This is a genomic window from Idiomarina sp. OXR-189, from assembly GCF_034373425.1.
Taxonomy (GTDB): domain Bacteria; phylum Pseudomonadota; class Gammaproteobacteria; order Enterobacterales; family Alteromonadaceae; genus Idiomarina; species Idiomarina zobellii.
On sequence record NZ_CP139706.1, the window covers coordinates 2,409,054 to 2,422,111 of the forward strand.

General features: G+C 44.3%; 16 protein-coding genes. 9 read left to right on the forward strand and 7 right to left on the reverse strand.

Annotation, left to right across the window (positions count from 1 at the left end):
• Positions 1-390 precede the first annotated feature (390 nt).
• Entirely contained in the window at positions 391-1,836 is a 1,446-nt protein-coding gene (locus UM402_RS11835; RefSeq protein WP_322295319.1) for a hypothetical protein, read from the forward strand.
• Between the two features lie 50 nt (positions 1,837-1,886).
• Here the strand turns inward: UM402_RS11835 and UM402_RS11840 are convergent, their stop codons facing one another.
• Positions 1,887-2,054, reverse strand: coding sequence for a hypothetical protein (locus tag UM402_RS11840; RefSeq protein ID WP_322295320.1), 168 nt, complete (start codon positions 2,052-2,054; stop codon positions 1,887-1,889).
• 57 nt (positions 2,055-2,111) lie between these two features.
• Here UM402_RS11840 and UM402_RS11845 point away from each other — a divergent pair, with 57 nt between their 5' ends.
• Complete coding sequence (locus UM402_RS11845; protein ID WP_322295321.1) at positions 2,112-2,795, forward strand: YagK/YfjJ domain-containing protein; 684 nt, start codon at positions 2,112-2,114, stop codon at positions 2,793-2,795.
• A gap of 63 nt (positions 2,796-2,858) precedes the next feature.
• Here UM402_RS11845 and radC read toward each other — a convergent pair whose 3' ends face one another.
• Positions 2,859-3,332, reverse strand: coding sequence for a RadC family protein (gene radC, locus UM402_RS11850; RefSeq protein WP_322295322.1), 474 nt, complete (start codon positions 3,330-3,332; stop codon positions 2,859-2,861).
• Between the two features lie 134 nt (positions 3,333-3,466).
• On the opposite strand from radC, the gene UM402_RS11855 reads away from it, so the two are divergent.
• The 4 genes from UM402_RS11855 to UM402_RS11870 all read left to right on the forward strand — a co-directional run bounded on the left by UM402_RS11855 (position 3,467) and on the right by UM402_RS11870 (position 5,829).
• Positions 3,467-3,673, forward strand: coding sequence for a helix-turn-helix transcriptional regulator (locus tag UM402_RS11855; RefSeq protein WP_053953341.1), 207 nt, complete (start codon positions 3,467-3,469; stop codon positions 3,671-3,673).
• A gap of 54 nt (positions 3,674-3,727) precedes the next feature.
• Positions 3,728-4,282 carry a hypothetical protein gene (locus tag UM402_RS11860; protein WP_322295323.1) on the forward strand — a complete coding sequence of 185 codons (555 nt, stop codon included), beginning with the start codon at positions 3,728-3,730 and terminating at the stop codon, positions 4,280-4,282.
• Between the two features lie 114 nt (positions 4,283-4,396).
• Positions 4,397-5,098 (forward strand): hypothetical protein, encoded by a 702-nt coding sequence (locus UM402_RS11865; RefSeq protein ID WP_322295324.1) that lies wholly within the window; start codon positions 4,397-4,399, stop codon positions 5,096-5,098.
• A gap of 101 nt (positions 5,099-5,199) precedes the next feature.
• Entirely contained in the window at positions 5,200-5,829 is a 630-nt protein-coding gene (locus UM402_RS11870; protein ID WP_322295325.1) for a hypothetical protein, read from the forward strand.
• On the opposite strand, the gene UM402_RS11875 is transcribed toward UM402_RS11870, so the two are convergent.
• Positions 5,814-6,041 carry a helix-turn-helix transcriptional regulator gene (locus tag UM402_RS11875; RefSeq protein ID WP_322295326.1) on the reverse strand — a complete coding sequence of 76 codons (228 nt, stop codon included), beginning with the start codon at positions 6,039-6,041 and terminating at the stop codon, positions 5,814-5,816. The genes UM402_RS11870 and UM402_RS11875 overlap by 16 nt on opposite strands.
• Positions 6,042-6,180: 139 nt before the next feature.
• Between UM402_RS11875 and UM402_RS11880 the strand changes: the two genes are divergently transcribed.
• From UM402_RS11880 to UM402_RS11890, 3 genes are read left to right on the forward strand one after another with little or no spacing between them, the layout of a single operon-like run.
• Positions 6,181-6,348, forward strand: coding sequence for a hypothetical protein (locus UM402_RS11880; RefSeq protein ID WP_157980635.1), 168 nt, complete (start codon positions 6,181-6,183; stop codon positions 6,346-6,348).
• 47 nt (positions 6,349-6,395) lie between these two features.
• The gene (locus UM402_RS11885) at positions 6,396-6,629 is read left to right on the forward strand and encodes a hypothetical protein (RefSeq protein ID WP_322295327.1); all 234 of its coding nucleotides are present in this window, start codon (positions 6,396-6,398) and stop codon (positions 6,627-6,629) included.
• Positions 6,630-6,663: 34 nt separating this feature from the next.
• Positions 6,664-8,169: a hypothetical protein gene (locus tag UM402_RS11890; RefSeq protein ID WP_322295328.1), complete on the forward strand. Its 1,506-nt coding sequence runs from the start codon at positions 6,664-6,666 to the stop codon at positions 8,167-8,169.
• 104 nt (positions 8,170-8,273) lie between these two features.
• Here UM402_RS11890 and UM402_RS11895 read toward each other — a convergent pair whose 3' ends face one another.
• Genes UM402_RS11895 through UM402_RS11910 form a run of 4 tightly spaced genes read right to left on the reverse strand, consistent with a single transcriptional unit; the run spans position 8,274 to position 13,051 of the window.
• Complete coding sequence (locus UM402_RS11895) at positions 8,274-8,606, reverse strand: DUF6488 family protein (RefSeq protein WP_322295329.1); 333 nt, start codon at positions 8,604-8,606, stop codon at positions 8,274-8,276.
• A gap of 41 nt (positions 8,607-8,647) precedes the next feature.
• Positions 8,648-9,172, reverse strand: a complete 525-nt coding sequence (locus UM402_RS11900; protein ID WP_322295330.1) for a hypothetical protein — start codon at positions 9,170-9,172, stop codon at positions 8,648-8,650.
• Between the two features lie 50 nt (positions 9,173-9,222).
• The gene (locus tag UM402_RS11905; protein WP_322295331.1) at positions 9,223-9,918 is read right to left on the reverse strand and encodes a HupE/UreJ family protein; all 696 of its coding nucleotides are present in this window, start codon (positions 9,916-9,918) and stop codon (positions 9,223-9,225) included.
• Positions 9,908-13,051 (reverse strand): CusA/CzcA family heavy metal efflux RND transporter, encoded by a 3,144-nt coding sequence (locus UM402_RS11910; RefSeq protein WP_322295332.1) that lies wholly within the window; start codon positions 13,049-13,051, stop codon positions 9,908-9,910. Before UM402_RS11910 ends, UM402_RS11905 begins: the two co-directional genes overlap by 11 nt.
• Positions 13,052-13,058: the final 7 nt, after the last annotated feature.

Here is a 13,058-nt window from a genome sequence, read left to right on the forward strand (position 1 = left end):
TTTTAACTCATCAAGAAACTTAGCCTCTCCCATCGGAACCGAATTTAAAGCTCGCTTGTATAATTCTAGCGTGGTGAGTTGACTCGCTGCTTCTCGCACTGATTTCGGCAGTTGCTGAATACAATGTGCTCGCACAATTTCATCTTTGTGAGTATTCCCATTATCGCTAGGGCGGTTGAGCCATTTTTCAAAGCTCTCCTTCTTTCGCCCTCGGTTTTCTTTCCTTTGCATAGTCAAATTACGAAATATCAGTGTAAAAAATTTATTTCCACCGACATTACATGAATAAATGGATGCCATCAATCATTGACGTCAAGCTTACAAAATAAATTAACTTTAATGCAGCGTAATTACTGTGCTATTATAGCTGGCTCACTAATTAGGCTTTTTATGCATAGCACATCACTAAATATTGATTCGTCAAAACTAGGTTGTCACTCGTCGATCGTAATTTCCCGCTTCATTAGCGCCATTGGATTTGAAGCCACGTGCCTTTCAGCGAAGGAGCTTGAAAGTCGTTTGTTTTTGCCAAAGTGGCTCATTGAAAAAGGAATCACTAAGTTAATCAGTCAGGGTATTCTGACGAAAGAATTCTTGTCGTCGGGTATCAGAGGCAAAAGGAGTTTACAGATATCAACTAGTACGCACGATAAACTTGTGAGTACAGAAGCTTCAAAGTGGCCTTTTGAAGATCAGTTGTATAATGAGTTATGGGGAGCTGCATTCGACGGTCAATTAAATGTCACCGCAACAACCGACATGCTCAAACGCCATTATAACTCTCGCACTAGTAGAGAGGTTGCGGAGGAAGCTCACGACTTTTTCAGTAGCTTATCGTCAACGGATAAATATAAAATGATTCACCTGTTTTGCAGTATGTTTAGCCACACGGACAATGCGTTCGTTGTTGAAGCTGGCTATAGCAGGTTAGGTAAGATAAGCGGTTTGAGTCGGAGCCAAGTGCGACGATATATTGATCAATTAGTAAAGCATAAACTAGTTATTAGAGTTTATCAGCATCAACATCCCCACTCATCAAGACTTGGTTTTTCGGCATCATCGTATCAAATAAACATTGCTCATCCAGCTCTAATTAGCTGCCCGAGCTTCCCTGTTTTCAGCTACCATTTGTTCGAAGCGAGCTGTGTTAAACCGTATCAACTAAAATTTCAATTAGAGAGAATCTTGCCTTCCGTATCTCTGAAATTTGATTCATTTTTTGATGACAGAATCGTCGAGTCCGCATGCTCACTTAACTTGTCAATCACACATGGATTATCGGAACCAACGCATATTTATCCTCTAGCTAACAAAGAGCTTTATGCGATTACAAAGTCATTGATTAAAAGACTTTCCCTTAGTGAAGGAAAAGAGCCATTTTCAGTGAGTAATGCACTGCGTTTCATTGAGAGTTTGAAGCCTAAAAAGGTCACTGAAAAGCCGTATGCAAATATAGGATATGAGCATTTGAAAGAGCTCAAATTGGATGTGTCAAACCCAGCCCATCAGGATGTCATCAAATTGCGTAGCATAATGAAGGAAGTGCGTTTTGTTTTAAAGCACTCTCAACTTATACCCGAGATGGTCTGGCATAAAGCAGATAATTTTGATAACCCGATATTTGATTGGACCACTTTTTGTTTCAGTATTGCAGCTGCGATGGCTCGTGCAAATCCTATTCAAGACGTTGATATCGTTAGCTCGCTAAACAATCAGCAAAGACGAGCAGCTACATGCCTTCTACCAGCGGATTATTCTTACCACAGAGAGCATACACTGTTTGTGATCCCACTTCCCGAAAACGGCAATTTCAGACTCAAACGACCGATTCTCTAATCAGTATTCTAAATTATCAGAATTTTTACTTATGACAGGCCAAGTGTTTCTCATTGCAATAGTAACCAAATGAACGTGAATCGCTTATTAAGCACCTGTTGGTAATAGTAATATATACACCCTTCACTATTATCAATCAGTGCATCATTCATTGGTACGTCTAGTAACCAATGCTTAGCCAGTGACAGGTAAGCCGCTAAGCTTACCGCCTGACTCATGGTTAAAGATTACAGGATCAGATCTCTTATGAATCAATAACGATCAAGAGGTCTGAAATGAGAAAACGTAACACCAATAACCATAATCACACGCTACATTACGATGCTGAATATGCGGGCTTTGATTTACACACTGCTAATGCACCATACATCCTGCCGTTTCTAGACCGCTTACATACGGTCATGGATAGAGTGCTCCAGAACCATAAGCGAGTACTGGCAGTAAAGTTTGACTTGCATCTACCGGCTCATACGAACCCTTACCTGCAGCGTAATCCGATTACGGAGTTTATAGAGCGAGTTAAGGCAGGCATTGCAAGCTATCAAAAGTCCCTAAACCGCCGTAGCAAACGTGTTTATCTAACGGACGTCGAATACCTTGCTAAGGTTGAACAGACTGAGGAGTGCGAATTAGAGCACTACCACGTCGTACTATTCACCAACAAAGACACGCTGTATCCGGTCGGTAACTTAAGCCATGAAGACCCTACTAAGCTGGGTCAGATTATCCGACAAGCATGGCTCAAGACGCATGGGTTATCAGCTGACTCGCCCGTAGCGCTCCTTCACACATCGACGCCCGTGTTTAGGGTATTGCAAGGACCACTCAGTACTGACGACCCAGTACACAGAGACGCATTCCTGCATTTCAGCTACCTATGCAAAGAAGGCACGACCAAGTACCAGGGTAAGCGTCAGTCGTTTTACAGCAGTAATGCAAAAAATAAAGCGCCAGCATAAGGCACCAAGCAACGTAGAAAAGGCCCAGGGACAACCTCTTCTACGTGCTTAGTGACAGTGCAACTACAATAATCCCCTTTCAGCAAACGAAACCGTGTCTTGGCCTACTACGATGTGGTCAAGCACGGGGACGTCTATGTGATTGAGCGCGTCCTTGATACGCGTCGTCACACGCTTGTCAGCCTCCGATGGTTCTGTCACACCCGATGGATGATTGTGCGCCAGGATGATGGCTGCAGCGTTTTGCTGAAGCACTTCCTTCATCACCTCACGGGGATATACAGGAGCCGCGTTAATCGTCCCAAAGAACAACTCCTTGTATTCAATCAGGCGATGCTGTGAGTCCATCAGCATGACAGCAAACACTTCACGCTTTTGATGCGCCAGCTTATATCTCAGGAAGTCTTTTGCAGCAGATGGGCTGGTAAAGCCGTCCCCCTTCAAAAACTTCGTCTCGAGGATCTCAGACGCTTTGTTCAGCACATCGTTCTCAGTCATCGGCCCATTCGTTACATACTCAGCATTTTGCTCGTGCATTTTGTGTCTCCATGTTTTCGATTCTTGAATGCACGTGCGTAATATAGGCCTGAAATCCAGTGGTTTCGTTTTTCATGGTTATTCGTTACAGCCCCTGTGAATCCTCTGAGACAAACCAATCAGAGGAAATAACAATGAGATTCTTACGCTTAAAAGAAGTTAAAGAGCGCATAGGCTTGGGCACTACATCAATCTACAAAATGATTAACGAAGGCACATTTCCTAAGCCGGTCAAAATCCTTGGCAAAAATGTCGCTTGGATAGACTCAGAAGTCGACGAATGGATTATGCAACGCATTGCCGACCAACGCGGCGACGCCATTCCAGATATGAACTGCTAACCCTGCATTTCTCAATGGCGGCAGCTCGCCGCCACTTATCAATCGGAGACCATTATGATTTTACGTCTAGTCAAACCCATGGACATCGTCAAAATACACAAGGGGATGCACCGCGAAGCGAAACACCAGCCCAACTTTGCTCAGCTTGTCGATATATGCAGCACCATTGACCGTGAGTATTTTGATTACACCGTTAACTTAGACTCGATATTCTCAATTGCTGCTGAGTACGCTATTCGCTTAGCACACACCGAGTGGACAGAGGATACCAACCGTGCCGCAGAAACTGCATTTGCTGTGTGCCTGCTATTTTTGAATCAGTATGGCATCCCCATGAAAGGCAATGACCAGATATTGTTCAACGTCATGCGGGACGAATGGACAACGGTCGATAAGTTTGCACCACGACTCATGTTAGAGCACGCCAAGACCATCATAAGCAATTCGAGCGAGCCCTTAACAGCAGGTGATGCCCTTGAAATGACAAAGCGGAGGATTCACTCACCGATTCGTTTTGGACCGCTTATAACGGGTTTAAGGAGCTTAAGAGAAAGTTTCACTGTATCAGGATGCAAAGGCGTTCAGTGGGACAACTACGTCAACGACTAACCCGTTGAATCTAATAAAGTAAACAAGTAATGTCACCCTTTCATACTGGGGTAATTAACCACCACTAATTATCAACTCGATTACTCCAGTCTACCCAAAACAAGGAGTAACGTTTTGAGATTCGATCCCCAAGAAGGTTATGTCGATACTGGATTTCGCCGAACACACATGCCTCTCGTTTCGGTCTATGACCACGCATCAAAAGAAATGATTCAAGTCCGGTTAAATGAAGCTTACAGAGCAGGCGTTGCGATAGCAGAGCTCAATGTCACACCAATCACGAAAGAACTTTTGGACGCCGTAAAACACTCACTTAATCCGTCAAACTGGGATGGTGATTGCGAACGAATAACGAATAACCAGCTTGAGTCGGTAACATGGTGGCACTTAATCGCAGCTACCCACGCGCCAGACCCGTTTGTTTACATTGCATCATTTACCTATCAAGCGGCCCAGCTGACGCCCAAAGAGCCAGAGTCGGCTGAGCGCTTTTATCAATATCTGGCTCGAGTAGTAACCGTATATCTGAAGTCCCACGGCTATTACATGCCAGACACTATTTATCCATTGTTCATAGAAGCGATTGCAAACACCTCAGCTACGCGAATAGATAAGGTCATCAAAGGATTGCATACCCAGATTGGCATTGGCTCGCTGAAGAAATATCTCAACAGCTATGTCCAACTGAACGAGGGGCAAATAAATATTACGTCTAATAAACGCATTGCGCCAAACGATGCTTCCACCATTGCAGAGCAACTCAACGTCACTGACGTAGACAAAGCACCGAAGAATAATGAAAACGAGGACGACTAAACAACACGACAACTAACACTCCGAAGCTGATTCCACTTTAGAGTCAGCTTTACCCCTGCCTAACCCCTTAAAATTCAAACACAAACCATTTGGAGACAATTATGTGGATCCATACGTTCACCCCTGCACAATTGCAGGAAATTCACCACCGGCTGCACAGACACAAAGCATTCCCGGTAGACATGGATAAGCTTTCAGCAGTATGCGAAGAGGTAAACCAAAGAAGTCGATGCATTAGCCACGGACTATTCGAAGCGGATGCCATTCAGGTGGCGGTCGATTATGCCATCACCCTACGAAAATGTCGCTGGGTAGAGAACTACGAACAGTTAGTCGATACCGCTTTCGTAACGGCATTGACTTACCTTCGTTTAAGCAAGTATCCCATTGACTCGGATGACCCAGCACTATGGAGCCACTTTAAAGATACCTATAATAACGAGAGGCTTGAGTACGTGTTTTTTCTAGCCTTCACTCGGCAAAAAATCCTTTTGAACGCATTTTCTTGTGAGCGCTCTGTTCACGAGAGGCTGCCGAGAACGGAGCTAGGGTTAGACAATCACCGATGGATGGCAATATTAAGGGGTGCTGTTGACGAGAGCTACGAACGCTGTTGCCTTACTGCCCCTGGCTACGTTTGGGATGACTATGAGCGTGAGTTGCAAAAGCAGCGTGAACTTGATTATCAAAAACTAGTTGCGTTAAATCCGATACATTATTTTGATAGGTAGTCCTCAGCTTTTAGCCACAGGTCTGAAGGCAACACCCCCAAGGTATCAGCAATTTTCTTTACTGAAGTCACAGAGGGATTTGCATCGCCTCGCTCGACTTTAGAGATAAACGAGCGCGCCATCCCAGCGCTATTTGCCATATCTTCCTGTGACAGATCTATCTCTACTCTTCTCAACTTCACCGCTTTTCCAAATGCAGCCTTGATGTCCATTGACGTTCACACCGTTTGGGATTTCGTTAATCTTGACACCAAGACGAAGAACTAATAACGCTCTATAAGCTACCTATTGACTCATATAGTAAACATTGAGATGCTTTTTAGGCTCACTAATCTAAAAAGGAGAAATAAAGTGTCACAAGTTAACTGTCCCGAATGTCGAGGTCGCGGTGAGATTCCTTGTCCACTGGATTACGGCGGCGGTCCTCATCCAGAAAACTGCCCCACCTGTGGAGGCGACTCACGTGTACGGATTGAATGCCCTTACTGTGATGGTGATGGCAAAGTTGATGATGAGTAAATAGTACAGCGGAGCACTCACTCCGCTTTTTTATTAGGAATACGGTCATGGGATTTTGGGACGCAATATTTGATTTAGGCAAGAAGGCATTGTCCGAAGGCACAAAGCAGACGAAGGATGTCAGCAACAGACTGAGTAAACTCAAGCGTAAAAGCGACTCGGAGCTTCTCAAAATGGTGACAGACAAGTCTTGGTCGTCGACGGTTGACTCAAAAGACAAAGCCGTCGCTCGTCAAATCCTTAAGTCTCGCGGTTATACCGACGAGCAACTTCGAAAATAGCGAAAGCGAATGGAATAAACGTGAAGGATACATTATGAAGTTAACACAATTAGCACTCGCACTGACGACAGTGCTTGCATTAACAGCTTGCGGCGGTGGAAGTGATTCACCGGATACGACGACACCACCTGACACTGGCAGTGGTGGCGGTGATAATGGCGGTGGTGACAATACGGCCAGCGGCCCTACTATCAGTGGTAAGGTGATTGATGGCTACGTTAAGGGAGCCACAGTATTCGTAGATATCAATGGTAATGGTCAACTGGATGACGGTGAGCCGAATGGCGAATCGACCGATGCCGGTGACTACAAGCTGGAACTCACTGACATTGATGAAAGTGTCGAGGAATGCATTACCTATGCGCCTATCGTTGTTGACGTGCCCGTTGGAGCCATCGATGAAGACTTAGGTGAAGTCGAAGAAGCCTACACCATGACGCTTCCACCGATTAACGAAGATGCGTTCGACAGTGCCAACATCACACCGCTAACCTCCATTCTGTGGGAGACCTTTCAGAATGACTTTGCGTTAGAAGATGGTAACGCTGACCCTGTTTTGGCGTGTGAACAACTCCTTAATAACAACGAGCTGATTTCACAGTTCAAGGACCGCATGGACCAGACACTGGCTAAAATCGTTGAAGACTACAACATCTCGCAAGAGACCATTTATAGTGACTTCGTCGATTCCGGTGATACTGATGCCTATAACTTGGCTCAGAAAATCGTGAAAGGCCTTAAGATGTCTCTGGCTGAGACGAAATCCATTACCGATGAAAGCCCCAACGCGGTACCGCTGATTAGCTACCTGAAAGAGGGTGAGGACTGGGTTCGTGAAGAGTATATCTTTACCCCGGCATCCGATACCGCTGACGGTGAATGGTCGGACAATGCCCGTGTCAGTGCTAAGACACAGATTGTAAGCGATGACTTTGAACAACGCTTTGACGTCATTTATACGTACAATCGACGTTCATCTTTCAAAACCATCGGTGACGCATCCGTTGAAGTCGCGTACTTCAATGAAACCTGCAACACGGCTGATATTTTTGAATACATCGCCAACACCGATGCGACTGAAACCGAAAAAGTGGAAATTACCAATAACGATGACAGCTGCATCGATGTTCGCTCGAAGCGTATCACAGTCAGTCAGCTCACTGACTTAGACCAAAACCTGGGCGAAAGCTACACCTATACCTTACGGTACGACAGCGATGCTGGCGCGTTCACACAGTTTGACTACATGCAGGACTTCCAAGAGCGTAAAACCGAATTGAACATTGACTCAATTCTGGCTGACGCAACGTCCTATGAGTTCAGCATGTCAGAAGACTATGATGCCGCAACGCTTCTGGAAACGTTCGCGTCCGTCGAAACACGCACTCGCGTAATGGATGGTGAGAACCTAGTCGATACTCAGCGTATATACACATCACCAGAAGGGCCAACCTGGCGACGTAAGACAACATTCCCTGATGGGACGTCTGAGGTCGAGTGTAAGGACATTGGTGAGACTGAATGGTCGGAGTGTGAGTAATAGACATTTCATAGCGGCCAAAGGGCCGCTATGTGCCAAAAGCGGACTTTAGATACAAAAACAAAGGCACCTTATGCATGTATCAAAAGGTGCCCTTTAAGTGATTAAAAGTCGTTTTTATTTTTAACCGCTATAACTTGACCGTTTTTTGCAATTTGGAAGTAAAGCTTATCTTCTTTACTAGGGTTAGACGCACTAACAACGTAGAAATTGTCTTCAACGCTAGCAATCGAAAGTTGCGACTTATCAATGTTTTTCCATGACTCATCTAACTTACCAACTCCAAAACCAGCGTCTTTAAAAGTCATCTTTTGAATATGTGTTGCAGCGATGCTAACAGCTTTCTGACCGCTGATGACACCATGATCGCCATGTGCCTGTACATTACCAGTTAGCAAGGCACCACAAAGCGCAACGATTGATATTAGTTTGTTCATTTTAGTCTCCATTTCGTATGAAATTCGTAAAGTTAAATTCGTTATTGTTTAAGGCCAATAACTTCATACTGTCCTTTAACCAGTAGCTGTACTGACACTGGTTTATCTGATTTGTTTTTCCAGTACCAACCATGAGAGCCAGTAAATGGCGTGGTATAGCTGCCTTTCATTTCATTAGTAGTAGCAATGGCGTAGCTTTCAAAATATCCCGTTGTGTCACCTTCAGGTTCGCCATGTAAGTCGAAATATAATGACTCACCATCGGTTAACCATTCATAGGTCATTTTGTCATGTTGTTTCATATAAAATTTATATTCTACGCCTCGCCCCGGTGCGATAGTCACTTCTATAGCTTGAAACTCATCGCTTCCCTTGGTCTTTTCTACTGGAGCCGCTTCCATTTCCGCCGCTTGTGCCAGTGCTGTTAAACCTAACTTGCCACCAAGACCTGTCGGATCTATGTTGTACTCTGCTGGTAAGATAAAGGTAACCAGTGCAATAACCGCGACAACGACTGCTGAGATACTCGCTTTAACGAGTGTTTTGGTACTAACTGTATGTTGCATAAAATTCTCTTTTATTTCTGTTTTCTGTATTTCTATACGTTAAAAATCGATTAAATGGTGAAGTAACCAGTAAGTTGTAAACCCATTAACATTACACCAGCGCTCATTAGTGCGGTATTTGTGACTGTCGAAAAGCGTTGAAATGAAGGCAGTTTTCGCCAAGCATTTATCATGATCAAAATAAGTGCGAGCGCAGCAAATTGACCAAGTTCAACACCTAAGTTAAAGGCAATCAGGTTAGTAATAAGACCTTCATCAGCTAGGCTAAACTCTTGTAATTTTGTCGCTAAACCAAAGCCATGAAATAGGCCAAAAATCAGCACCGCCCATTGGGTATTAGGCTGCCAATTAAAGCAACGCTTAAAGCCACCTAGATTATCGAAGCCCTTATAAATTACGGAAAATCCGATAATGGCATCGATTAAATAAGCATTGACTTGAATATCGCTTAATACGCCAAATAATAACGTTGTGCTATGTCCGATAGTAAACATGGTGACGTACAACAGTACGTCACGGCTGCGATAGAGGAAGAAGATCACACCGACTAGAAATAATAAATGGTCGTAGCCCGTTACCATGTGTTTAGCACCGATATACAGAAAGGGAATAAACTGCCCCCCCGTATTCTGCTCTAAAAATGCTCTGGTGGTATCATCTACCCCATGAGCAAAGGCTTCAACACTGACGAGTGCTAACAGCGCAGTCGTCAAATACATTATTACTCTCATTATGTTACTTGGCATCTTGTGACTCCAATACTTCAACATCAGTCAAAATAGACTCCTTTTCTTTATGTAAAATTCTATACAGGGCAGGAATGACAAACAGCGTCAAAATCGTTGATGAAATAATGCCACCAATGACCACTGTTGCCAGAGGTCGCTGAACCTCCGAGCCTATGCCTGTATTTAACGCCATAGGAATAAAACCTAATGATGCAACAAGTGCCGTTGTTAACACAGGTCGAAGACGCGTCAGTGCACCATCAAATATCGCTTTATCGAGTACTAAACCATCTTTGCGCAACTCTCTAATAAATGACACCATCACCAATCCATTAAGGATGGCGATGCCCGATAAAGCAATAAAGCCGACAGCTGCCGAGATTGAGAATGGAATATCACGTAATAACAGCGCAGCAATACCACCTGTTAATGCAAGCGGAACACCCGTAAAGATGATCATGGCGTCTTTAAACGAGTTAAGCGCGAGGATTAATAAACCGACAATCATGATTAAAGTGACAGGTACAACAATACTTAGGCGCTCTGAAGCGGATTGCAGTTTTTGATAAGTGCCGCCATATTCCACCCAGTAACCAGCAGGTACTTCAACATTTTCATTAATGGCTGCTTGGATGTCTGCAACAAAACTTCCTAAATCTCTTCCGCGAACATTGGCAGTCACAACCACTCTACGTTTACCATTTTCACGATTTATTTGGTTAGCACCCGATATCAGCTCAATATCAACCAGTTCTTTAAGCGGTACTGAATGACCATCAACCAGAGTGATAGGTAAATAAGGAAGAGCATCAATATTATTACGCTTAGACTCTGCAAGACGCACCACAATATCAGAGCGCACATCGCCTTGATAAAACTTACCTGCAACAGTGCCGCCCATAGCCGTTGCCACTTGAGACTGTACTTGGCTGATACTAATGCCAAACTGCATCAGTTTTTCACGATTTGGTACAAGATTAAGCATAGGTAACCCAGTGGTTTGCTCGACTTGTATATCAACGGCACCTTCAACCTGAGAAATTGCGCCCTCTATTTCATCGCCTAACGTGGTCAAGGTATCAAAGTCATCACCAAACACTTTTATTGCAAGTTCCGCTCTGACCCCAGCTAACAATTCGTTGAAACGCATTTGTATTGGCTGTAAGAACTCATAGCGGTTACCCGGAATTGGCTCTACTAGCGCGGCTAGCTCTTCTACGATTTGTACTTTCGTTTTGTCAGGATCAGGCCACAACTCGCGAGGTTTCAGGATAATAAAGTTATCTGCGACACTTGGCGGAACGGCATCAGTTGCCACATCGGCTGTACCTATTTTGGCAAAGACGCGTTCAACTTCTGGCATTTGTTTAATTTTATTTTCTAAAGATTCCTGAAGCGCGATTGCTTGAGACAGTGACGTACCCGGAATTCGCAGTGCGTGCATGGCAATATCACCTTCATCCAAATTAGGCGCAAATTCACTACCTAACTTAGTTGCCTGATATCCTGAGAAACCCACTAATACTGTTGCGGCTACAACCACTAACCAACGGGCTTTTAATACCCAGTTCAAAGCAGGCTTGTAAAGAACCGCAGCACCACGAATTATTGGGCTATGTTTTTCTTTCACGGGCTTTTTAAATAACAAGGCAACCATAGCTGGTACAAAGGTAACCGATAACACCATAGCACTAAGTAACGCGATAACCACGGTGATCGCCATCGGGTGGAACATTTTGCCTTCAACGCCTTCTAAGGCAAAAATGGGTAAGTAAACAGCGGTGATTATAAACACGCCAAATAGAGCTGGGCGTATAACTTCTTTTGTTGCTTCGAACACGAGTTCCATGCGTTCTTTTAGCGGCAGAGGGTTGTTTCCTGCTTGACTTAGCCTGCGAAGACAATTCTCTACAATGATAATGGCACCATCGACTAACAAGCCAAAATCTAACGCGCCTAAACTCATCAGGTTTGCACTCACGCGAGTTTGTACCATACCTGTCACTGTCATTAACATGGCAAAAGGGATCACTAAGGCCGTTAAGAATGCGGCTCGGAAATTCCCTAACAAGACAAAAAGTACAACGATAACCAGAACCGCCCCTTCGGTCAGGTTAAGCTGAACCGTTTGCAGGGTTTTATCAACTAATTTAGTGCGATCATAAACAGCGGTTGCGACAATACCTTCTGGTAAAGTGGCGTTAATTTCTTTGAGCTTTTCTCCCACGGCATGGGCAACGGTGCGGCTGTTTTCACCAATAAGCATGAACACCGTACTCATTACCACTTCACGACCATTTTGTGTAGCAGCACCAGTTCTTAGCCCTTTGCCGTTTTCAATATCGGCTACGTCTTTTATATAAATTGATGAACCATCAAGCGACTTAAGCGGAATATTACCAATAGCTGTCATATCAGTAACCTGACCGGGCAGCCTTAACAACCACTGTGCGCCATTTTGCTCAATAAAGCCTGCACCTTGGTTTTGGTTGTTTTGCGAAATTGCATCAACCACATCGGCTTGTGACAGCCCAAAAGCAAGTAACTTTTCAGGTTTAAAAGCGACTAATATTTCACGCTCAAATCCGCCAATCGGGTTCACTTCTACCACACCCGGCACACGCATTAACTGTGGTCTTATGGTCCAGTCATGTACGGTTCTTAAATCCATTGGTGTAATTGGCGTACCATCAGCATGAGTCGCGTCAGGTTCAGCATCAACGGTGAACATAAATATTTCACCAAGACCTGTCGCAATTGGCCCAAGTTGAGGCTCTAAGCCTTGCGGTAACTCAGCGCGAGCGGCTGATAAACGCTCATTTACAAGCTGACGAGCAAAATAGATATCAGTATCATCACTGAATATTGCTACCACTTGAGATAGACCATAACGAGAAACTGAGCGGGTATAGGTTAACCCCGGTAAACCCGACAGCGCGGTCTCTAACGGAAAAGTTACCCTTTGCTCAACTTCTAATGGCGTAAACCCAGCCGCTTCAGTATTGATCATTACCTGTACATTGGTGATATCGGGCACTGCATCAATCGGTAGTTTGGTAAAATTCCATATCCCCAAACCTGACACAGCTAGCACCATCACCATAACAAGGAATTTGCGCTTTATTGAAAAGCGTAAAATTGACTCCAACATTTATACG